This window comes from Fluviibacterium sp. S390, from assembly GCF_049800695.1.
Taxonomy (GTDB): Bacteria; Pseudomonadota; Alphaproteobacteria; order Rhodobacterales; family Rhodobacteraceae; genus Meridianimarinicoccus.
This window is the reverse complement of the sequence record NZ_JBNAFN010000038.1, coordinates 1-19,827: the sequence shown is the minus strand read 5'-3', so window position 1 is coordinate 19,827 and position 19,827 is coordinate 1. Positions and strand designations below refer to the sequence as shown.

The window sequence follows — 19,827 nt, the reverse complement described above, 5'->3', positions numbered from 1 at the left end:
CATTCGTCCCGGAAGCTGCCGTTGAAACTTTCAATGAAAGCGTTCTGTGTTGGCTTACCGGGAGCGATGTAGTGCCAGTCAATCTTCGTTTTCTGGCACCATTCGAGCACCGCTGAACTGGTCATCTCTGTTCCATTATCGCTGACAATCGTTGTCGGCATTCCGCGCACCTGAATGATCGCGTCCAACTCACGCACAAGTCGCGCGCCCGACAGCGATGTGTCCGGAATAAGCGCCAAACATTCGCGGCTGAAATCATCCACGACGGCCAAAACACGAAACCTGCGGCCATCTGTGAAGGCGTCCGAAACGAAGTCCAGGCTCCACCGCTGATTGACGGTCTGCGGCACGACCATCGGGCGGCGTGTGCCCAATGCACGCTTGCGCCCGCCCCGTTTGCGCACCTGAAGCCCTTCTTCGCGATATAGTCGCCGTAGCTTCTTCTGGTTCATGCGGACGCCCTGACGCTCAAGCATGATGTGAATGCGCCGGTAGCCAAAGCGCCGACGTTCAGCCGCTATCTCCTTCATGGCCTTGCGCAAGTCAGCATCATCTGGCCGGGTGCTGCGATACCGCACACTCGATCGGTCAACGTCCAACACGTCACACGCCCGCCGCTGGCTGACCCCATGCTCTTCGCACAGGTGACCCACAGCTTTCCGCTTCTCAACGGGCGTTACCACTTTCGCGAGGCGACGTCCTTCAGCATCGCGTTGTCCAACATCTGTTCTGCCAGCAGCTTCTTGAGTTTGGCGTTCTCGTCTTCGAGCGCCTTAAGCTTGCGCGCATCGGACAACTCCAGTCCGCCGAACTTTGATTTGTATTTGTAGAACGACGCTGTGCTGATGCCGTGCTTGCGGCAAACCTCAGCCGTCGGGACGCCGCCTTCCTGCTCTTTGATCATCGCTATGATCTGTTCTTCGCTGAACCGTGACTTCTTCATATTCCGTCTCCAATGCTTGGGACAGATTCTATTCAAAAGTGGAGGAGTTTTAAGGTCTCAGGTCACCAGCCTTGATCTCCGGGGGTTGGCCGCAGGGTGGAGGTTTGGTTAGTCGGTGCGATCCGGCTTCATCAGTTGGATGAGTGGCCGAACGTTCTGCTGGATCTGGTTGCGTATCCGCACCAACTCGCGCTTCTCCTTGATCTCGGCATCGCGGCGCGCAGCGCTGATCTCAGCCTTGATCAGGGAATAGTTCGGAAGGCGCCGGCTTACTGCGACCAGGTTCCTTACGTGCTGAACAGTCGGGTCTTCGCCGTCGCCGCCGTCGCTTCCAGCAGCGTGTGATACCGGCGGGTGACCCCCGCCGCCTTGACCGGCCAGAAGCGAGAACTTCTTGAGGTGGTCTTCAGTCATTTTTTCTCCTGTCTAAGGCGCCAAACTCGGAGAAGGCGTGCTTGACAACGTCCCCGGGGCACTCAGCAAGGGTCTTGGCATCCTTGCACGCCAGCACAGCCACGACGTGCGTGCCGATTCCAGGTGCCCCCTCTGGGGAGGTCAAGGCATGCATATGAAGGTCGTCACGCGGCACTTATGGTTGCCTCTCCGAGCTGTTCCGATTTCTGATATACAACACATTTCCTGCTGATATCAAGCTCAAATATCATGAGGCAATGGCTGCAAGTGGACGTCTCCTGAAGCGTTTGTTGGCACCGCGTTGGGTGAGCTGGGTATCTCTATTGTCTGTGCTCCCCCTGCATGCTAAGAAAAGTATTGAAGTAATAAGGTGTTACTATGGAAAGTGAGGTGCGAGTGGCCCACGCCCACGCCCACGCCCACGCTGGAATCTTCGTGGCGGACGACCAGATGATCGTCGGCGTCCAAAAGGTTAGTAGCACCCAACAGTACAGTGTTGAGAGCATGCTGGTTGAAGAGATCGGGTATGCGCCGTCGTTTCACGAGACGTTACAGGTTAGCCTTGATAGCGTTGCAAGGCTCTCCAAGCGGCATGGGTTGGAGGTTGAGAATATCGCAATCGCTGTGCCAGGGCCGGTTAAGATGAGTGGAATGCGGGTTAATGACAAGAACCTAAATCTCTTGCGTAGCGAATACGGGACATTTGGTCATAATATTCGGCGTTCTGAGCTATCCAATATCAACATTCCGGAGCAAGTTGCGGAAATGTCAGAATTAAAAATATCTGGTAATGTCCTTGTGTACCACGACGCTGCGGCGTACGCCTACGGAGACTTCTTCCTAAGAAGGAATGAGATGTGTAGAGATTATGGCGAAAGACGTGAATTTAACAAGCTTGAAACACATCTACTTTTTCTAGTGGATGAAGGTGTCGGGGGGTCGATTATCGCGGCCGGGATGGTTGCGCAGGGTCCAAGTCATCCGGAGATAGGGCACTGTATAGTTAAGCGTCATCCCCACGATATTGCATTCCGGGCGCAATGCAATGTCCACAGAAGGCTTGGGTGCTTGGAGAGTCTTGTGAGTCTGCAGGCAATGCGCCGCCGTTGCTGGGTGTCCGATAAGCTAGTTGGAGACTACGAGGACTGGCGTGAAGATGATGATCGGCTCTGGTTGATCGCATACTATATCGCCCAGGCTATTGCGAATGGAGTGCTTTTTATCTCCCCCTCGAGAATAGTGCTTTGTGGGCGAGTGGTCACGTGCAATCAGTATCTCTTACCGATGATTCGCGGTTACGTCTGGGAGATGCTGGAGCCCCTTGGTGATCCCGATGGGCAATATCCAGGTTACTCGCATCAGGTTGATAGGCCTGACTTTATTGACGTTGTCCGGAGTGTTCATTGTGGTGTATTCGGGGCTGCGATGCTTGCCGCGGGGGCTGACCACATTGCGAAAGTATCCGGGCATAAAATCCCACAAACGAAACTTCAATAGAATCGGAAAAAGGAATCTGAGAGTTGGCGCGTGTTGACAATAACCTAAAACTGGACCAAAATAATTATTTTGGAGTTCGTATGCCGGATGGCAATAGGTCAATACATAATATCGAAAAGGAGGATCGGATTGTTGCTGAGCTTTTTGATGAATGCGCCCTCGCGGACTTGAATGATATTCAAGTTGTTATTTCATACCTAAAGGGGAAGAGAGCCGAGCGGGAGCAACATAAACTTAGCGACGGTGGGCAAGAGTACTTTTTTAAGGGAGAGTTTAGGAAGCCCCCAGATGAGGCTCCGGCCATGTGGCCAGGGGGGAATAATACTCCAGAATCGATAATTTCATTTATTGAACGAAATTATAGTGAATGGATAGGGTTCGGAATGACTCGAGCCCATCTGGATAAGCTTGATGATAGTGCGTTGGCGGCGCTTAGAGCTTGGGAGCGCATCAATGGAAAGTGCTCTGTTATTCCGACTTCGAAACAGCATAATGACGCGATGCTTCGTTGGAAAAAATCGGTCGACCGAGAAACATTTACGCGAGTCCTGCCAAAATTTGAAGTTCGGAGACTGGATAAACTTGAATCATCTCGAGCAAATCCTGCGTTGGAGGTGACCTGAGCCCCGACTTTCCTCCATCCTTTGGGAGAATCTGTCAAGGTTTGCTCCGCACCCCTTCTCTGGACCGCCTCGCCTGCTTCAGCACGAACGCCTTCTGCGCTTCCGTGAACCTCGATGCCTTCATCGACCTCGCTCCTCTCCCAGCCCAGGAAAAGTCTAGCCGAAAACTCCAGCTTCAAGCGGTCCAGTTTTCAGAAGGCAGAGCAAGCCAGAAATGCCCGCTCATCATGCCGCCCGTGTTTCGGAGCTTGAATCACGCAGCCGGGACAGCCTCAAGCGGATTTATGGGTCCTGACCCTAGCAGTTCTGGGACGTTTCCAACCGGCTACTCGTAGCCGCGCCGCGTTTTTTGCATGTGTAGATCGAAGCGGGCATCCTTGGCCTCGGATTCTGTGTCGAACCAGGCGGTCCGAAGCTGCCCGGAGCTGCCGATCCGCCCCCAGTTGCGTACGAGACCCCAGTCTCCGAAGAGACCGCGCACAATCTCGATCCGGTAGAACCGGAATTTGTTGGCGTCCGCGTTCGTCATCGTCAGATGCATGTCTTTACCCCCACATCCTGGCCGCGATGTCCTGCTCTTCCTTGCCCACGGCATCGGCATAGATCGCCGTGGTGCTGAGCTGGGCATGGCCCATCCATTTCTGGAGCATGTGCAGCGGAATGCCGTTCACCGTGGCGTTGATCCCAAAGCCATGTCGCAAACCCTTTGGGCTGCGGTGCGGCGCGTCCGGTATCCCGGCCTCGATCATGATGCCTTTCACGATCTGCCAAACCCGCACGCGACTGATCGGCCAGATCGGCGCACTGGCCTGCTTGCGCGATTTCTGCGCCTCCCTGATGCCGTGGGCGGTGTTCAGGGTGTCCAGGTAGTCCGGCGGTACTGGAACGCTCCTGTAGACGATCTTCGAGCTGCCAGAGGCATCCTTGCGCTTCTTCAGGCTGCGGATGGTGATCGTGCCACCAGAGAGGTCCACCCTGGCCGGAGTGATCTCCAGAAGCTCGGACGGCCGACAGCCGGTGAAGTGCAGCGTCTCGCAAAGGGTGCGGTCCCGCGCGGGCTTGCGGCGTGCCATAGCCAGGAAGGCGGCGCGCTCTTCGGCGTTCAGGTAGAGCCGGTTTCCGGTGGTGTCGGTGAGGCGCATTTCGCTCATATTTAACAGTCTACGGGAAAACTGTTAAACGCCGAAGCGGAAATCTGCCCCATGCCCTATCGATCCACAGGCTCGGCGGCGCGCGGGTTTAACACTATTACCAATAGTGTTAAACGGTCTCGATCTGCACCGCACTTGCGCACCACCCTACCCCATTGATTTTTCTGGCTCGGGTGGTGTGGTCGATGACCTATGAAATACGCACCAATGGACGGATTCCTGACTCTCGCTACTGCCGCGAACTGGCCGCGCTGATACCACCAAAGCGGATGTTGGAAGACCGATCAGACCTCTTCACATACAACGGTCTTATGCGCCTTCTTGGATGCCCCCTTCCGGCGGCATCAAACCGTTATACGTCCAGACTCACTCCGTTTCATCAATAACTTCCATTTCTATGTCGGGGTTGTTGATCGGAGATATTCGCCGTTCGAAGCGATGAATGGCCCTTGTGATATCAGGGTCCCCAACTTCCTTCTCTGCATACTTCATAGCTTCAAGAACGTCGTCAATGAACGAGTAGTCGCCAGACACCTTGTACAACTCAAGACAAACATCAGCGTGCAATTGGAGGTTTTGGCGGTTGAATTGATCGCCGTTCAGAATCTTGGTCGAAGCTGCAAACGCCTCATTTAACATTGCGGCCTTGTCTTCGAGCATCAATCCGACCGTTCCAACGGCTCTTTCCGTCAGCAGCCTAACTTTGTGCCTTCGAACAGGACCATCTGCCTTAAGATCATTTTCAAAAATCCGAATTTCTGTCTCAGCATCAGAAAAATGTCCGTTTCTGATAAGGTTGGTGATGAGGCGGTGCCTAGGAACCCTTTCTCTCGGGGCGACGGAGATCATCATCCGCAAGAGCTCGTTTTGTTGTGTAACGTCAGAAATCCGCGAAAGGCCACCATCGAAGCTGCAAAGTTGCCTTAGCGTTCGAATTTCAATGTCATAAGTAGGTGAAATACTAGAAATCACTTGCTTGAGGAGGCCAAAAATCTCCTCTTGCCCATTGAATTTATGTGTCGAAACAATCTCCGAAATTACCGGATGGCGCCCGCCCCAACCAAAAATACTCTCTCTTTGGTTAATCGGATATTCATCTACCAATCCCTCCAAGTTGCCGAGAACCATGCCGATGTCTTGAGCCGTTATTTGGAGTAACCGGACAATTAGCTGGCGATGAACCCTCACCCCAAAACTTTCTAGGGCGCAAACGAATTTGTAGACTGATTGATAGTCAGGATTGATCCCTGAGAACTCCCTTAGAATGATCGTGTCAAAACTGTCGTTTGCAAAAATGTTCTTCATGCAAACAAAAAAGTCTTTGTTGCACCTTTCCACAAGTCTGCGCCTGCGTTCTTGAAGAGTGAAACCTCTGAAACTGCGATCCACCAACTTGGAGATTTCGGGGACTCTCTCAACCAAGGAAAGAAGGCTTCCAATTTCATGAGCATCCAAAATCGACAGTTCGAAAACCTCACCATATCGAAACAGATTTGGGGACTTGACTCGTGGCTTCCAATGATTGCGAGCCGAAGCTAAGATCAAGTGGAGCCGACTTGAGCAATCGTCAGTAATGAAGTTTACGAGATTGTTGACTTCTTGGAGGTATAGGTGCGCGTCGTCTAGCACCAACACGCCATTTTTTTCACTAGACTGCAGTTTCTGTGCTACGGCTCGCCATTCGCTCGCTAAAAACTCGCGATCAGGATTGTGTTCCCACGCCAGGTAGCCTTTTCCAAGAAGATCGTATGCAACTTGGCGGGCAAGCGTAGTTTTACCAACACCGCTGGCTCCTAAGACTACTGCGTATTGCAAGTCACCTTGCAGATTTTCCAATATCTTATTTTTAATGGTCCTTGGAAAAGTGTAGCCAGTTTTTATGTCTGAGTAGCTCGGTGAACCACCGGCAAACATCTTGCCGAAATCTGGAGAGATTTGGCTGGCTTGATGCTCAACATCGACGGTTATTGAACTCAATGTCGGGCTCTGCGAAACCGGATCGTCATCAGTCTGATAGACAGGGACGACCTCCTCTGATTGCTTCGCCAACTCAAAGAAAAACTCGTCAATCCCACCAAACGCAACGCGAATTCCTTTCCGCTCCAAGAGCATCGCGCGGTTGTTATCTTCGGTGTAGAGTAGAAGAAAAATTTTTCTTGATGACGCCGAGTTCTGGCGGAGTTTTATTGCTCTCTTAACTATCTTGTCTAAATCAGGGTCTGATAGAGATTGGCCAATAATCACGACATCATGTGAATTCATGTCGTTTTTCATGCGATCATAAATTGCTTCGCGGTAATCTTCTACCGATTCGTTATCTTCATCTGTGAGTATTAACTTCGAGCGATGCCCATCGGAAACATCCAGACCAATTGTACCGTGTATCTTAAAAATGGGCGTAGAATTCGGCGGAGTGGATTCACCAAAGTCAAAATTGGAAGAAAACACTCTTATTTCTTTGTTCTTTCTTGAGAACGACCGTTCGACAAGGTCGTCGTAATTTGTGGTAAATATTGAGACCCAATCATACTCCGCAACGTTCTGGATTCCCCCAGCAGGCCGTAGTCCTTTGAACCTTTCACGAACTTTGGACACTAATTCCTTCCTACTTTTCTTGAACTCAAAGAGTGCGCATAGGTCGGCAAAATTGTAGGTGTTAGGCTGTTCGTTTATCAAAGGTGCAAGGTGTTCGCAGAGTTGCCCAACACTTGGTGCTCCAGAGGGTAGAGAGGCGCCTGCACCGAACAGTAAAACTGTTCCGCTTGGCGTTATCTCAGACACAAGGGAACTTATCGAAATCGTCATTCTTGCCTTAGTCCTGTATTGAAGGTGATTGTTGCATCAATCTTTTTCTGGTGACCAAATAACTTCAACTATAAGATTGTGGCACAGCACAGCACAGCCTCGGCGAAGGCTAAATGAAGAGACTCGAAACATCCATAGCTTGTGGTCATACGCATATATATCATGTCTGGCCTGCTAGATGGGCGCAAAGCGGGCTGCGGCCGCAGCATTCAGTATTAGCGCTGAATGTCTCGTATGGCCCGTTTGTCGCATAAGCCCTTGTATGTAAACTGCTCATCGCGGGCAAACAAACCCCTGCCCTACCCCGATGAGTGATAACGCATTGTCTGGAAAATCAGGGCAGCATGCTTGCATGCAAGGCGCATATCATGAATTGCGCCTTCGCGCTTTTAGCGCGCATAGTTGGTGCTAGGCGCGTCCGGTTGCATCACGAATGAGCCCCCTTCTTTCTCGCGGAGGTGCCCAACAACAGCAAAGAGGTTGTCAGCTCGCGGGTTGCCCTGTGCACTCAGCATGCGCATGAGGCTCTTCGGGCTTTTATCGAGCTCTTCCCCAAGTTTCTCGAAGCCTACAGTTGCATTCACGTAATCACGCAAGAGCAGCTTGCCGGTTTCGGTGTCATTACTGAGAAAGGCGTCGATAGCCTCTTCGAAGAGGCCACGACGAAAGGCAGGGTCGCGTTCTGCGCGAGCCTTCACGGTGTCTTTGAAATCTCTTGTCAGTGGCATGTGTCACCTACCTTTCTTTCTGGCTTTGTATTCGGCCCAAAGCCCCTTGGCCTGTTCGATGTCTTTATGTTGTCGCTTCTTGCTTCCACCGACCAAGAGCACGACCAACTCGTTGCCGTCCTGGCCGAAGTAGACCCGATATCCAGGGCCATAGTCGATCCGCCGCTCGGAGACCCCCTCGCCTACCGGCTTCACGTCGCCCATATTGCCGGTCTCGATGCGCGCCAATGCGGTGCGAACCTTGAGAGCTGCACGTGTTTCCAGGCGATCAAACCAATCAGCAAACGGGCACTGCCCATCTGGGCCCTCATACTGGACAACTCTCTTCATTCTAAATGGTAACACATATGGTACTATAGGTCAAATTTAACGCGAGGCGCGCTTTGCATGCAATCATGAATTCATGTTTTGCGCTTTGTATGCTTCCCACATTCTCAGAAAGAGCTGCTTCTTTGCCCCATGGGTGAAGCCAAACTCCCTGCCCGCCTGCTCGCTGAACTCTGCGAAGACGGTTTCCGGGATACGCACCTGAAGTGGACGGAGAGGAGCCTTGTCATCCGTTCTGGGGTTCGCTTCGATCACGTCTTTCGCGTCATCGGCAGGAGGCGGCGCGCCCTTTGTGCTTTTCAACTTGGAGATATTCGTCGCCATTACGCTACCTGCCTTTCTTGAAGCTCGACCATGCGATCGATCACACTTTGTGCGAGTTTCGAGGCGCGATCATTGAGTGAGCGGAACGAGGTCTCGGTGATTGCTTTGCCTTGGTCAGAGGCGGAGCCATAGGCCGTGGAGACGCTGACTTCACCTTCAAGGACCATATAGCCCGCTTGTGCAATGTATTCGCGCGCAGCAGCGTTTTCGCGATCGCTGCCAGTTGTTTTGAACATGGCAAAGGCGATCTTGTCCGGTGCCACCCCCTTCTTGCGAAGGCTATGAGCGAGAACAACACCAGGGTGCAGGTCATCGACGGTTTGACCGGTCGGGATAACCACTAGGTCGGCAGCTTTTGCGATCTCAAGGGTTTGTTCTGAGGCATTCGGTTTGCCATCCAGGATCAAAGCGTCGAAGCGTGCAACTTCTTCGAGTGCACTCTTGATGGTGGCGAAGCTCTGCACCTGGATTTCCGGCTCAATCCCGTTTTCGGCACGTCGTCCGGCCCAGTTCGTACAAGTCTGTTGCTGGGTGTCGAGATCGGCGATCTTTGTTGAAAGCCCCCCTGCTCCAAACTCTCTCGCCATCATCCGCGCAAGCGTAGATTTTCCAACGCCGCCTTTCTGGGAGATCATGCCCACAATGTATGTCATTGATCCTGCTCCTATATCCTCAATTTTCTTATTGGAATCATGCTAGCATAGAACCATGATTCACGCAAAGCATGCTCAGAGGCTTAGCGCTTTGCATGCAAGGCGCTAAGGGTGAAAGGCGCGTTTAATGATTGTTCGTTAGGGCTTGCCGCGCTTCTCATACCAACTCTTGCAGAATTTAATGAAATGCCGAGTCGGGTGCTTTGGCTCGATTTCATTGTCGCCAAGCCAAGCCCGCCACTCACCTTCGAGCATATGAACGTCCCAACCAGGAGCCACCATGCGCGCATCATGGTGGGCGTCCGCGTCAAGCTCGCCTTCCCATACACTGAGGTTCGAAGCCAAGGGCATCGTCCCACGGTTATGAAATGTCACCATGTCCGTCTCTTGATCAAAGGTGACACTGTAGTCGGGCAAGTGATCATAGTCGGCCAGGTTGCGGATCATCTGACGGAAGCGTTTGAGCGGGCTCTGCGAGCCAGTTTTCTTGAGCAGGGTAGGGAGGCCAATTTTCCAACTATCCTGTGGGCCGCAATGTTTCCGCGCGATTTCATAGACCCGCCGCTCGATGGGTTTGCGCAATCTGAAATAGTCCCGGTGCAGCGTTAAAACTTCCTTGGAACGGATCGCGTTGAACACCCAATCGGAGAGCTTTACCTCGCACCACAGAAGACGCCCATCCAGACCATGCTTGCGGCGGACAGAGGATGCATCGATCAATCCAAAACCATCCATCTGCTCTTCGTCGCCCGAGCGGATGTTTGTGCGGATGCGTGTGCCTTCCAGGCGATCAAGAGCTTCGATCAAAGCCATGTAGTCGCGCCCACTGGTGCCACGGTTGGTGAAAATCAGAAGGTCACGGGAGTTGATCCGAACACGAGGGGACACAGGTTCATCGTTCTTCAGCTTCGCCATGATCTGAGAAATGCAGTAGATCAGGATGTCCTTATCATAAATTGTGGCTAACCCTTTGACACTGGGTGTGATTTCTATCCAATTTCCGTTATGCTCATACCTGCGGACGTTGGTCTCGGGCTTCTTAGACAAGGAATAGAAGGGGTGCTCCATGTGAGCCATCATGTCCTTCAAAATCGCGTCGGCAACGTCACAAATGAAGAGATCATGCTGAGGGTGCCGATCAGGGATGAGCGGCAAACGAGGCTTTTCTTCAACTACAGAGAAGAGGTCATGATTCATGGTTTCAGTGTCCATGTCTAGATATTCGTGGTTTTAGGTACCGCTCGTCAAGCTTCGTGGTATTAGTTACCCACAGAAAGTTTCGTGGTATTAGTTACCGTAGGCAGGATTTTAGTTACCGAGATTCGTGGTATTAGTTACCGGGCGTTTCTATTTCTTTTTGTTTTACAGCATGTTACCGGCACTTATCCACAGCTTAACACATTATTTAACACAGATATAACACAAGATGCTGCTCTGCCTTCACGCGCACCCCCCAACACGTGTGCATAATTTCCAAGCTTTCTAAATGCTCACCTAAAAGGAATCCCTCCTTCGTCGGGATGCTTACGCCGCATGATGTTCGGCTTCGCCTCACGCGGCGCCCTGCCTTCAGCAGGCTGCTGTGAAACCCATGATGCTGGCAATATCAGCTCTGACTCACCAAAGATCAGACGTAAGGGGCGCTTGGCATGACTTCGGACACGCCGCATCGCCTGAGTTGATCCCTGAGCGCTTTGAGAACCTGGCACAAGGGGTGGGTGCTCGCCATGCTCGGCTTCGCCTGTGCGTGGCTCCGCTCCCGCGTACCGCGCCCTTGCACCAGAACCATCAAACCTCTCTTGACGGGATCAGGCGAAGACGGCTCCGAAGATCAGACACTGGCACCCCAACGGCAGACGTCATGCCCAAAAGGGCCAAAGAACTCTGTGGGTATCTTGAGTGACCAGGGCAAGGCTTGTCCGCGAATATGATCTCATCAAGAGCATGAGTTTATCCGATCCCAAGAAATATCTCGTCTACTGCTCCGTCACAGGGCTCTCAGAGCGCTTTGAAACTGTAGAGGGGGCAGCTGCTGCCTTTTATGAAGCAGACGCCCAGCATCGCCCCTGTGTGGTCTATGGCAACCGCCGGACAACCCAAGTTATTGCCAGGACGGTGATCGTTGGAGATCGCATCGAAAAATCTCTTCCCGTGGAAAGCCATCCAGCTTTCACAGATGCTTATCTGGTACGGCAGGGCAGGGGACCCAAGGTTTCCTGATCTCCTTTGCGTTACCGCCCAGGTCGATGGCCTGGCTCAAGAGAAATCGCCCTCAAGTGGTGCGGGCGCAGAGAGCGGAGCGATCGAGCCACGGTTGAGGGTCTATTTCACTTGAACCAGGATCATGACCGTCCACAGCGTTTCTCAGCACCCCGAAGAAAGGCAAAGCCGCTTCGGGGTCTGCCATGCGGCGAGCGGAGGGGGTGCGCGAGGGGGAGGAAATCCCCCTCGCAGGGCAAATCATGTGATCGGCCAAAGGCCGATCTCTTCAAACAAAAGGGACCGAGCGGAGCGAGGTCCCGAAACCGCGCCGCCAGGCGCGGGGAAATTTTTCAGGGCAGGAGCTAGGACGCCGCCGCAGCCTCTTCCGCCTCGATTTTCTCGATATCAATCTCGACCAAGGCTTCCAGGCATCCCATCAGGTTGACAGCCGTCCCTTCACCTTCATCAAGGGCGATGACCTCTTCCAGCAGCGCCCGATGTGAGTATTTCTTGATACTCTTGGTCTGATCCCAGACCCGCCAATGCCAGTTGGTGATGGAAACCTCTTCTTCGCTGCCATCGGGCATGGTCAGGGTGCGGGTTGCAAATGCTCTTGGGTCCTTGATCTCGTTGATATCCATTATCTGCCTCTCGATTTTTCGTTAAATTTATCCTTTAACCTTATCATATCTTTGGCATTTCCGCGAGCATCACGGCCTTTTCCCTGTTCAGAGTCGTATCGGTTCATGTTCTTCCGATAGTCCTTCTTCTGGCCCTTTGGGCCAAAGCCAGGACCGTTGGGGCGGTTCTGGCGAATGTCACGGGTATAGTGGCTGGGCGGAACCTTCGCCTGCCGGTTGAATTCACGGCTGGTATGGCCGGTTTTCGGCGCGGCCTGGTTGAATGCTTGCTTTGCTTTACCCTGGCCGGGGCGCTGTTCATCCGCCATTGGGTTCAGGCTCCGCTTGGGTGGCGTCTGCGATCTCGTCCGGGATTGGCGCAGGGAGCGTCTCGATCTGTGGTGTACGAATATCCGTGCCCTTTTCCCGCAGCACCGGGTCGTCGAACCATTGGACCTTGTCGCCGGCGATCGGGTTGTGGTTCTCGACCAGCAAGAGCTGGCGGCTTTTGTGCAGGGTCATCAGCTCGTCAGGGAAGGCCAAGTTGCGCCCGGTGTTGGAGGTCGTGGTGGACCAATTCTCAGTTGAGCTACCGCCGCCAACTGCACTTGTCACGGCACGCCCGATTGTCTCGCTGAGGGTCCAGACCGTGGTGACACCGCAGAGCTTGGAGAAGTATTCCGCCGTCATCCGGTCCCGTGATCCAAAATACTGCAACACGCCGGAATTGCCGATGAAGGTCTGCCAGCTCTTGCCGTAGATGCGCTCCAGTTGAGACAGGTCCTGGACGATCCCCCAAAGCTGGATGCCAAAGCCCGCCATCAGCCCGTAGGCCTGCTCGACCATGGACAGATGGCCCAGGGCGGGCATCTCATCGAGCATGAAGAGCACCGGCTTCTCGGGCTTCTGCTCGATGTTACGGGCGTTGACAGTGATTGCCTGCTGGATCAGCAGGCGCAGCCACCGGCCAAAGGCATTCAGCCGATCGGCGGGCAAGATCAGATAGACAGTCAGTGGGGTGGTCTTCAGGTCCTCAAATCGGAAATCTGACGTCGACAGGCTCTCGCGGATGCGCGGACTGTCGAGGAAGTGTGTTTGTGCCTGGGCCGAAGACAAAACGCTGGAGCGTTCCCGGTCTTCTTTCTGAAAGAAACGATTGCCAGAGGAGCGCACGAGGGCATGATCGCTGCCCTGCATGCGGAACATGAGATCGATCATGGTGAAGTCGTCGGGGTCTTCACTTGGACCGGCGGGCAAGGTGAGCAGATCGCGCAGCCGCCCCAGGTGCCGGGTGCGTTTCTCCCGATCATCCGTGACGAGGTAGAGCAGGAGGCCGAAGATCAGCCCCTTGGCCTCTTCGTCCCAAAAGCGGCTATCCCCGCCGGACGGCACGACAAGTGCGTCTGCGAGCAGCATCGTGTTTTCCGCGAGGTTGGGATCACCCGCGTCCAGCCAGTCGAGCGGGTTGAAGTGTGCGGCCTCCAGGTCCATCTGGCCTGCCGCAAGATCCCAGGGATCAACAAGCATGACGGTTTGTCCCATTCGGGCGCGTTCCGCGCCGGTGATCAGCGCATTCTCCCCCTTGGGATCAATGACCAGGACCGAGCCTTCATAGGTCAAAAGGTTGGGGATGATGGCGGAGACGCCCTTCCCGGCGCGGGTGGGGGCGACGGTCAGAAGATGGCGATCCCCGCCATAATGCAGGGGGGTCGTTTCATCCTCTCCGGTCTCAAAGCGGCCAAGGAAGAAGCCTTGGCCCTTGGTCAGTCCGGCCCGCTCGACATCCTCCGGGGTGGCCCATTCAGCAGAGCCGAAGGTGGTGGGTTTTTTGAAGGGCTTGATGACGATGTAGCGGGCAAGGGCCATCACGATGCCAACGACGAAGGCAATGGTCACGACAATCGGGGTCATGATCAAACCAACGCCCGGCACCAGGGAGAAGATCACGGCGAGACCCGCGAGGACCCACACGATCTGTCGCGGGTATTCCTTGATCAAGACCACACCCAGGAAGCCCACGCCGAAGGCGAGGAGGCTGAAGAGGGCGTTCATCAGCGCTTGGCCAAAGCCAAGTGCAATACCGCCTCCCAGACGGCTTCCAAAGCCGCCGCCATAGCCACCGAAGGCTTGGGCGATGGCGGGGTCAGCGAGAAGCGTAGCAGCGCTCGCAAGGGCGCAGGCCGGTAAAATTCGGAGCATGTGAAATTCCCTTGTGGAAAAAATTGAGTGAACGTTCCCACCCTATCGAGGCGAAAAACTCCCGCAATAGGTGCGCGCGCCGGTCGGATCATTTGACCCATCGAGGGCACAAATGGTCCGTTGATGGAAGCGGTCTGCCCGGTTGCTGACCGATGCGCTCAGGGGCAGGCTCCATGAAATTCCTGTGGATAGGTCGGTGCGTCACTGGAACCCGTGGCGCGAGTCAAAGAGTCTGGTTAGAAGACGTAGAGCGCACTTTTGGGTTTTGGAACAAAACCCGTGCGCAGCCGGTGCGCCAATGACCCGAAATCGCGGTCTCAGGCAGGCCGGAGCTGGTTGATCCCCGCCGCCCATCGAGGGCGACAGAGATCACATCGCATGGGTCGTCGCTGCCTCGTGTGGGCGCTCCTGACCCATGCTCTTGAAGCGGGGTTTCCCCCGCGCGGGACACCCTGTCCCGCACCCTTGGGCCGGATGAGGCACGTATCCGGAAACGTGATCCGGGGGCACTGCGAAAGATGGAGGAGCGGGGTCATGGCGATCTATTCGCTGAACCTCAAATCGATCGGACGGACCACGCATGCGGCAGGCACCGCCGGTGCGCATCTGCTCTACATTGCCCGTGATGGCGCGGCCCCTGAGCTTGTTTCCGAGCACATGCCGAGTGATCCCAATGAAGCCCGCGCCTGGATGAACCGGGCGGAAATGGGGGACCGGAAGAATGCCCGCGTCATCGACAAAGTGCGCATTGCTCTGCCGCGTGAGCTGAGCCCGGAACAGCGCATGCAGCTGGTGCAGGACTTTGCCCATGATCTGACCGGTGAGCGTGTTGCCTGGTTTGCGGCGATCCATGCCCAGGGCAAGGATGCCCATAATCCACATTGCCACCTGGTGATCCGGGACCGCGATCTCGACACCGGCAAGCGGGTGCTGCGGCTCTCGGACAGTCCCCGCGATCGGGCCAAGGCCGGGCTGGAACCCAAGGCCGTGGAATGGGTGCGCGCCAAATGGGAGGACCATGCCAACCGCGCTTTGGAAGCGGCAGGGCATGAGGCTCGTATCGACCGGCGGACCCTGGAAGCCCAGGGGATCGATCGGGAGCCGACGATCCATATCGGGCCGCAGGCGGCGCATGTGGAAGAGTTTGTCGATCGACCCCAATCCAAGATCAAGGAAACCGGCAATGGCCGGTCCATCGACTATCCGCAGATCGACGAGGGGCGCACCCGCAAGGAGCGCCATGCCGAGATCGTGGATTTCAACATCGAGAAGGCGGCGCGGTCGAAGGATTTCCGCATCCGCGAAACCGCCAAGATGCAGCGCCAGCAGAAGGCGCTTGATACCGCCCTCGAAAAAGACCTGATCCGCGAAGCGCGAGATCGGACCCAGGAAGCGCGGCAGGCCCGCAAAGCGTATCGCGCCGAGCTGAAAGCCATTCAGGAGGATCATCGTGCCAAGCAGCGGGACGTGAAGGCGATGCTGCGCGAGGATTGGTCTGCGCGCCGCTCAGGTATGACCGAGCGCCACAGGGGCGAGCGGGAGGCCATGGCCCAGGACCATGGGCGGATCAGTGCCCGCGTTCTGCGGGTCGTTGATGTCACGGGCCGCACGCGGCGTCGCCAGGACGAAGAGCGCCGCGACATGCAGGCAAAGCACCGAGAGGAGCGCAGCCACCTGGTTGCGTTCCATCGAGAGCACAGGGCCACGCAGATGGAAGGTTTGGACACGCGCAAGGAAATCATGCGCCGAGAAGTGAAGGCCGCCCATGCGCCGGACATGGCCCGTATGGCGGATCGACACAAACAGGCCGAGATCGAGGCCGACCGGCAAAGGCAAATGCGCGCCGCTGAGCGAGAGCAGGCGGAGCAGAAAACCGACCGGCTGATCAAACAGGCCGAGAAGCTCTACAAATCCATGCAGCGGGATCGCAGTCGGGATAGGGGCTTTGATCACGGGCGGTAAGGCTTGTTTTTCGTGAACTGGAAATGCTCTCTAGGATTATCGTCTTATAGACAAAATGGACAATTTAGCCATATACTGACCTTCAAGATCGGAGGCCCATATGACCAGAGTTACCGCGACGGAGTTCAAGAACAATATCGGCGCATTCAGCGATGCGGCCATGCAAGAGCCCGTCATCATCACCAGCCATCAGCGGGATCGCCTAGTTCTGCTGTCAGCCGATGAGTATCGCCGTTTGACCGGCGCGATGCAGGACGGATCGGATGACCGCAAGAAGCGGCTCCGGGAGCAGGTGGAATATCATCGCAATACCATCCAGGAGCTGGCCAATCGATGACGGAGCCGATCTGGGTTTCGGCGGCTGACGTAGAAGACATACATGAGATCGTGATCGAGATTGCCGGTGGTGCGCGTGGTTTGCGGGACGCCGGCCTTCTGGCTTCGGCACTTGGCCGTCCCCAGAATCTTCATGCCTACGGCGAAGAGGATCTCTTCGCGCTTGCGGCCAGCTACGCCGAGGCCATTGCCCGCAACCATCCCTTTGTTGACGGAAACAAGCGCACCGCATTCCAGACCGCGCATCAGTTCCTGCACGACAATGGCTGGCAACTCCTCCGGGCCAAGGGGGTGGAGCATGCCAAGATGATGGAACAGCTTGGCCAAGGCAAGATCACCCGTGAGCATGCAGCCAAGCATTTCAGGGACCATTCCCGGCCACTTGACCAATAGCGCATCGGGCGATCCGTGCGCTACCGTTTGGGTCATTCCGCACCGACCTGGACCTGTCCCGTTTTCGTGCCGCCCCAAGTGCTCGTTTAGGCCACTTTCCGTTCGAATGCGACGGGGCTTTTCCAGCCTAATGCTGAGTGCCGTCGGCGCGGATTATAAAAGCCATTGATGTACTGGAAGATCGCCAACTCGGCGTCTCTGCGCGTCAGCCACGACCTTCGCCAGATCAGCTCGGCCTTGATCGTTTTGAAGAACGTCTCGACAGCGGAGTTGTCATAGCAGTTGCCTTTGCCGCTCATCGATACCTTGAACCCATGCTGGCGCAGGAGTTTCTGGTAGTCGTGTGAGCAGTATTGCGACCCACGATCGGTATGATGAATGCAGCCTTTGGGTGGTTGGCGCAGTGCAACCGCCATCTTCAATGCCCGGATTGCCAAGTCACGTTTCATGCGATTGCTGACTGCCCAGCCGATCACCCGCCGAGAATGCAGATCAAGAATGACAGCCAGGTAGAGCCATCCTTCTCGCGTCCAGACATAGCTGATGTCGCCCGCCCACTTCTGGTTCGGTTGATCGGCATGGAAGTCCCGGTTCAGCAGGTTCGGCGCAATATTGAAAGCGTGATTGCTGTCCGTTGTGACCTTGTATCTCTTCGACCGCTCAACGCGGATGCCATTCTCGCGCATCAATCTGCCAACCCGGCGATGACCGACGTTCAGACCTATCTCTTTCATTTCTTCGGTCATGCGTGGACGGCCATAGCTGCCCAGACTGAGACGGGACTGTTCCTTGATGTGGGCCAAGACAACCATGTCAGTCCGTTGCCTTTGGCTGGCACGTCGGCTGCGATAAGCACGCAGACCGCGGGAACTGACCTCCAAGACGTCGCACATGCGCTTCGCGCAAAAGGTATCACGATGTTCTTCGATGAATCGGAACCTCATGGTTTTTGACCCGCGAAGAACTGCGTTGCCTTTTTTAGGATTTCCCTCTCCTCCTTGAGGATGCGGTTCTCGTGTCGAAGCCGCTCATTCTCACGGGCAAGGTCCAAGTCTTTGTCGGATACCACCTCGGTGTCGCGATGCGCCGTGACCCACTTGTTCAACGTCGATAGGCCAACGCCCAAATCTGACGCCACCTGCTTCCTTGTCAGCCCACTCGTCAGCGCGATCCGCACTGCATCAGCCCGGAATTCGTCCGTCCGTTTCAGTCCCATAGTTCGTCTCCTTTGCTGCTGTAAATGCTATCAAAGGAGCGGCATCAAACCGCGACAGGTCCAACCTGTGCATCACGCCTATCGTTCAGTTATCCACAGATGTCCGTCCCTCCCGATCGACCAAGTGCGGGATGGCGCGTTTTTTTGGACGGATGAAGGCGGATCGCCCGAGGACGCGATCCATCTCTATGGGTTCGCGTGGACCGATCCGGCGCCGGGCAAGGAGGCCTTCGAGCAGCTGATGCGGCAGGCGGTGTCTGCTATTGAAAGCATGATCACGGGGCAGACATGATCATGAGAGCCAGGCCGCAGCGCTTGCCCTGTGAGCTCACGGTGAAGTGCAGTTCCTGATATGTCGTTTTACTCCAGCCGGTTCTGTAACTCCATCAGCTCGCTTTGAAACACCTCAGCGGGCGTTCGGTAGCCGAGGCACTTGCGCGGCGTGGAATTGACGCGGTGGCAAATCGACCTCAAGTATCGATTTGTCAGCGCCGTCGGTTCGGTGGATCTGGGGAGATACTTCCGCAGCCTGTTGTTCGTGTTCTCGACTGTGCCTTTCTGGTACGGAGCTTGTGGGTCACAAAACCATGCATCTGCACCTATCCCGGCTTTCAGGTGCCGCCAGGCGGAGAACTCGGTGCCGCGATCAAAGGTGATCGACTGGCGTGCATCGGCGGGCAGGGGAGCTAGCCCCTGGATCAGCGCCTCCATGATCGGTTTGGATTGGCGATCCTCATTGCGCATGACAACGGCGAAACGACTGACGCGCTCGACCAGAGACGTCACGTTCACCTTTCCATGCTCCTTGCGGAACATCATCAGGTCGCACTCCCAATGGCCGAACTCGGCACGCTCAGAGATGCGCTCAGGCCTGTGGGACAGGCTTTGAACGTCGAAGATGTGGGTCCGGTTATGCTTGCGATAGCCACGCGGCCTGCGGCGGCGGCGATGTTCGGGAAGGTGCCGATAAAACTGCTCCTCGCGACCGTCCTTGGAATAGGCGAAGCGATAGATCGTCTCGTGGCTCACGCGGATCGGATGACGTTCCAATCGCATGCGACCGGCTATCTGCTCTGGCGACCAGCCAGCCTTCAGCCGATCCTCGATGGCGGCCTTGAGTTCAGGATGAGCGATCATCTTGCGATGGACAGCACGGCGCTGCTCGTATTTGTCTTGAGCGACGAGAGCGTGATAGCCGTTCAGCTCCGGTATTTCTTCGTCAGTATATCGGTTCCGCTTAATGTCCCGGTAGATCGTCGAGGGGTCGCGGCACAATCTATCCGCAATCTCTGAGACCGGCATTTTGGCTTCCAGCCACTTTGCGAGCTTGCGCCGTTCGTCCAGCTTCAGGTGACAATAGTGGGTTCCCATTCTTCATACTCCATGCAACTCTCTGTATTCGTACAAAATTTGCACTTCGTTTGTGAATCCACC

The 19,827-nt window shown here is 55.2% G+C and carries 21 protein-coding genes and 1 pseudogene; 7 read left to right on the top strand and 15 right to left on the bottom strand.

What is annotated here, in order from left to right; all coding sequences use genetic code 11:
- Window positions 1–943: pseudogene (locus ACP15K_RS19355) on the bottom strand (IS3 family transposase); the annotation flags it as partial.
- 108 nt (window positions 944–1,051) lie between these two features.
- On the bottom strand, window positions 1,052–1,357 hold the full coding sequence (locus ACP15K_RS19350; protein WP_424991347.1) for a hypothetical protein: 306 nt from the start codon (window positions 1,355–1,357) through the stop codon (window positions 1,052–1,054).
- Between the two features lie 396 nt (window positions 1,358–1,753).
- On the opposite strand from ACP15K_RS19350, the gene ACP15K_RS19345 reads away from it, so the two are divergent.
- Complete coding sequence (locus ACP15K_RS19345; protein ID WP_424991346.1) at window positions 1,754–2,854, top strand: ROK family protein; 1,101 nt, start codon at window positions 1,754–1,756, stop codon at window positions 2,852–2,854.
- Window positions 2,855–2,877: 23 nt separating this feature from the next.
- The gene (locus tag ACP15K_RS19340; protein ID WP_424991345.1) at window positions 2,878–3,477 is read left to right on the top strand and encodes a hypothetical protein; all 600 of its coding nucleotides are present in this window, start codon (window positions 2,878–2,880) and stop codon (window positions 3,475–3,477) included.
- 325 nt (window positions 3,478–3,802) lie between these two features.
- Here ACP15K_RS19340 and ACP15K_RS19335 read toward each other — a convergent pair whose 3' ends face one another.
- From ACP15K_RS19335 to ACP15K_RS19300, 8 genes are all read right to left on the bottom strand, one after another.
- On the bottom strand, window positions 3,803–4,018 hold the full coding sequence (locus tag ACP15K_RS19335; RefSeq protein ID WP_424991344.1) for a WGR domain-containing protein: 216 nt from the start codon (window positions 4,016–4,018) through the stop codon (window positions 3,803–3,805).
- A 4-nt stretch (window positions 4,019–4,022) separates the two neighbouring features.
- Window positions 4,023–4,619 (bottom strand): tyrosine-type recombinase/integrase, encoded by a 597-nt coding sequence (locus ACP15K_RS19330; protein WP_424991343.1) that lies wholly within the window; start codon window positions 4,617–4,619, stop codon window positions 4,023–4,025.
- 375 nt (window positions 4,620–4,994) lie between these two features.
- Window positions 4,995–7,433: an SIR2 family protein gene (locus tag ACP15K_RS19325; protein ID WP_424991342.1), complete on the bottom strand. Its 2,439-nt coding sequence runs from the start codon at window positions 7,431–7,433 to the stop codon at window positions 4,995–4,997.
- 389 nt (window positions 7,434–7,822) lie between these two features.
- Window positions 7,823–8,161, bottom strand: coding sequence for a DNA-binding protein (locus ACP15K_RS19320; protein WP_424991341.1), 339 nt, complete (start codon window positions 8,159–8,161; stop codon window positions 7,823–7,825).
- A gap of 3 nt (window positions 8,162–8,164) precedes the next feature.
- Window positions 8,165–8,491 (bottom strand): type II toxin-antitoxin system RelE/ParE family toxin, encoded by a 327-nt coding sequence (locus tag ACP15K_RS19315; RefSeq protein WP_424991340.1) that lies wholly within the window; start codon window positions 8,489–8,491, stop codon window positions 8,165–8,167.
- Window positions 8,492–8,554: 63 nt separating this feature from the next.
- Window positions 8,555–8,812 (bottom strand): hypothetical protein, encoded by a 258-nt coding sequence (locus ACP15K_RS19310; RefSeq protein ID WP_424991339.1) that lies wholly within the window; start codon window positions 8,810–8,812, stop codon window positions 8,555–8,557.
- The gene (locus tag ACP15K_RS19305; RefSeq protein WP_424991338.1) at window positions 8,812–9,465 is read right to left on the bottom strand and encodes a division plane positioning ATPase MipZ; all 654 of its coding nucleotides are present in this window, start codon (window positions 9,463–9,465) and stop codon (window positions 8,812–8,814) included. The genes ACP15K_RS19310 and ACP15K_RS19305 overlap by 1 nt, the downstream gene beginning before the upstream one ends.
- Before the next feature lie 138 nt (window positions 9,466–9,603).
- Entirely contained in the window at window positions 9,604–10,677 is a 1,074-nt protein-coding gene (locus ACP15K_RS19300; protein ID WP_424991337.1) for a replication initiator protein A, read from the bottom strand.
- Between the two features lie 687 nt (window positions 10,678–11,364).
- Between ACP15K_RS19300 and ACP15K_RS19295 the strand changes: the two genes are divergently transcribed.
- Window positions 11,365–11,685 carry a hypothetical protein gene (locus ACP15K_RS19295; RefSeq protein WP_424991336.1) on the top strand — a complete coding sequence of 107 codons (321 nt, stop codon included), beginning with the start codon at window positions 11,365–11,367 and terminating at the stop codon, window positions 11,683–11,685.
- Window positions 11,686–12,029: 344 nt separating this feature from the next.
- On the opposite strand, the gene ACP15K_RS19290 is transcribed toward ACP15K_RS19295, so the two are convergent.
- The 3 genes from ACP15K_RS19290 to ACP15K_RS19280 are packed head-to-tail and all read right to left on the bottom strand — an operon-like array spanning window position 12,030 to window position 14,486.
- Window positions 12,030–12,308 carry a hypothetical protein gene (locus tag ACP15K_RS19290; RefSeq protein ID WP_424991335.1) on the bottom strand — a complete coding sequence of 93 codons (279 nt, stop codon included), beginning with the start codon at window positions 12,306–12,308 and terminating at the stop codon, window positions 12,030–12,032.
- Window positions 12,308–12,616, bottom strand: coding sequence for a hypothetical protein (locus tag ACP15K_RS19285; protein WP_424991334.1), 309 nt, complete (start codon window positions 12,614–12,616; stop codon window positions 12,308–12,310). The genes ACP15K_RS19290 and ACP15K_RS19285 overlap by 1 nt, the downstream gene beginning before the upstream one ends.
- The gene (locus ACP15K_RS19280; RefSeq protein ID WP_424991333.1) at window positions 12,606–14,486 is read right to left on the bottom strand and encodes a type IV secretory system conjugative DNA transfer family protein; all 1,881 of its coding nucleotides are present in this window, start codon (window positions 14,484–14,486) and stop codon (window positions 12,606–12,608) included. Before ACP15K_RS19280 ends, ACP15K_RS19285 begins: the two co-directional genes overlap by 11 nt.
- A 534-nt stretch (window positions 14,487–15,020) precedes the next feature.
- Here ACP15K_RS19280 and ACP15K_RS19275 point away from each other — a divergent pair.
- The 3 genes from ACP15K_RS19275 to ACP15K_RS19265 all read left to right on the top strand — a co-directional run bounded on the left by ACP15K_RS19275 (window position 15,021) and on the right by ACP15K_RS19265 (window position 17,177).
- Entirely contained in the window at window positions 15,021–16,448 is a 1,428-nt protein-coding gene (locus tag ACP15K_RS19275; RefSeq protein ID WP_424991332.1) for a MobA/MobL family protein, read from the top strand.
- Between the two features lie 100 nt (window positions 16,449–16,548).
- Window positions 16,549–16,785, top strand: coding sequence for a type II toxin-antitoxin system Phd/YefM family antitoxin (locus ACP15K_RS19270; RefSeq protein WP_424991331.1), 237 nt, complete (start codon window positions 16,549–16,551; stop codon window positions 16,783–16,785).
- A complete protein-coding gene (locus tag ACP15K_RS19265) occupies window positions 16,782–17,177 on the top strand; it encodes a type II toxin-antitoxin system death-on-curing family toxin (RefSeq protein WP_424991330.1) in 396 nt (131 codons plus the stop codon). Before ACP15K_RS19270 ends, ACP15K_RS19265 begins: the two co-directional genes overlap by 4 nt.
- An 86-nt stretch (window positions 17,178–17,263) precedes the next feature.
- Here the strand turns inward: ACP15K_RS19265 and ACP15K_RS19260 are convergent.
- Window positions 17,264–18,393 (bottom strand): IS3 family transposase gene (locus ACP15K_RS19260; protein WP_424991329.1). Its coding sequence is split into 2 segments (ribosomal slippage): window positions 17,264–18,150 and window positions 18,150–18,393, totalling 1,131 coding nucleotides; the frame shifts between segments, so codons are not numbered across the junction.
- Between the two features lie 67 nt (window positions 18,394–18,460).
- Here ACP15K_RS19260 and ACP15K_RS19255 point away from each other — a divergent pair.
- Complete coding sequence (locus ACP15K_RS19255; protein ID WP_424991328.1) at window positions 18,461–18,685, top strand: hypothetical protein; 225 nt, start codon at window positions 18,461–18,463, stop codon at window positions 18,683–18,685.
- A 68-nt stretch (window positions 18,686–18,753) separates the two neighbouring features.
- Here the strand turns inward: ACP15K_RS19255 and ACP15K_RS19250 are convergent, their stop codons facing one another.
- Window positions 18,754–19,764, bottom strand: coding sequence for an IS30 family transposase (locus ACP15K_RS19250; protein ID WP_424990000.1), 1,011 nt, complete (start codon window positions 19,762–19,764; stop codon window positions 18,754–18,756).
- Window positions 19,765–19,827 lie beyond the last annotated feature (63 nt).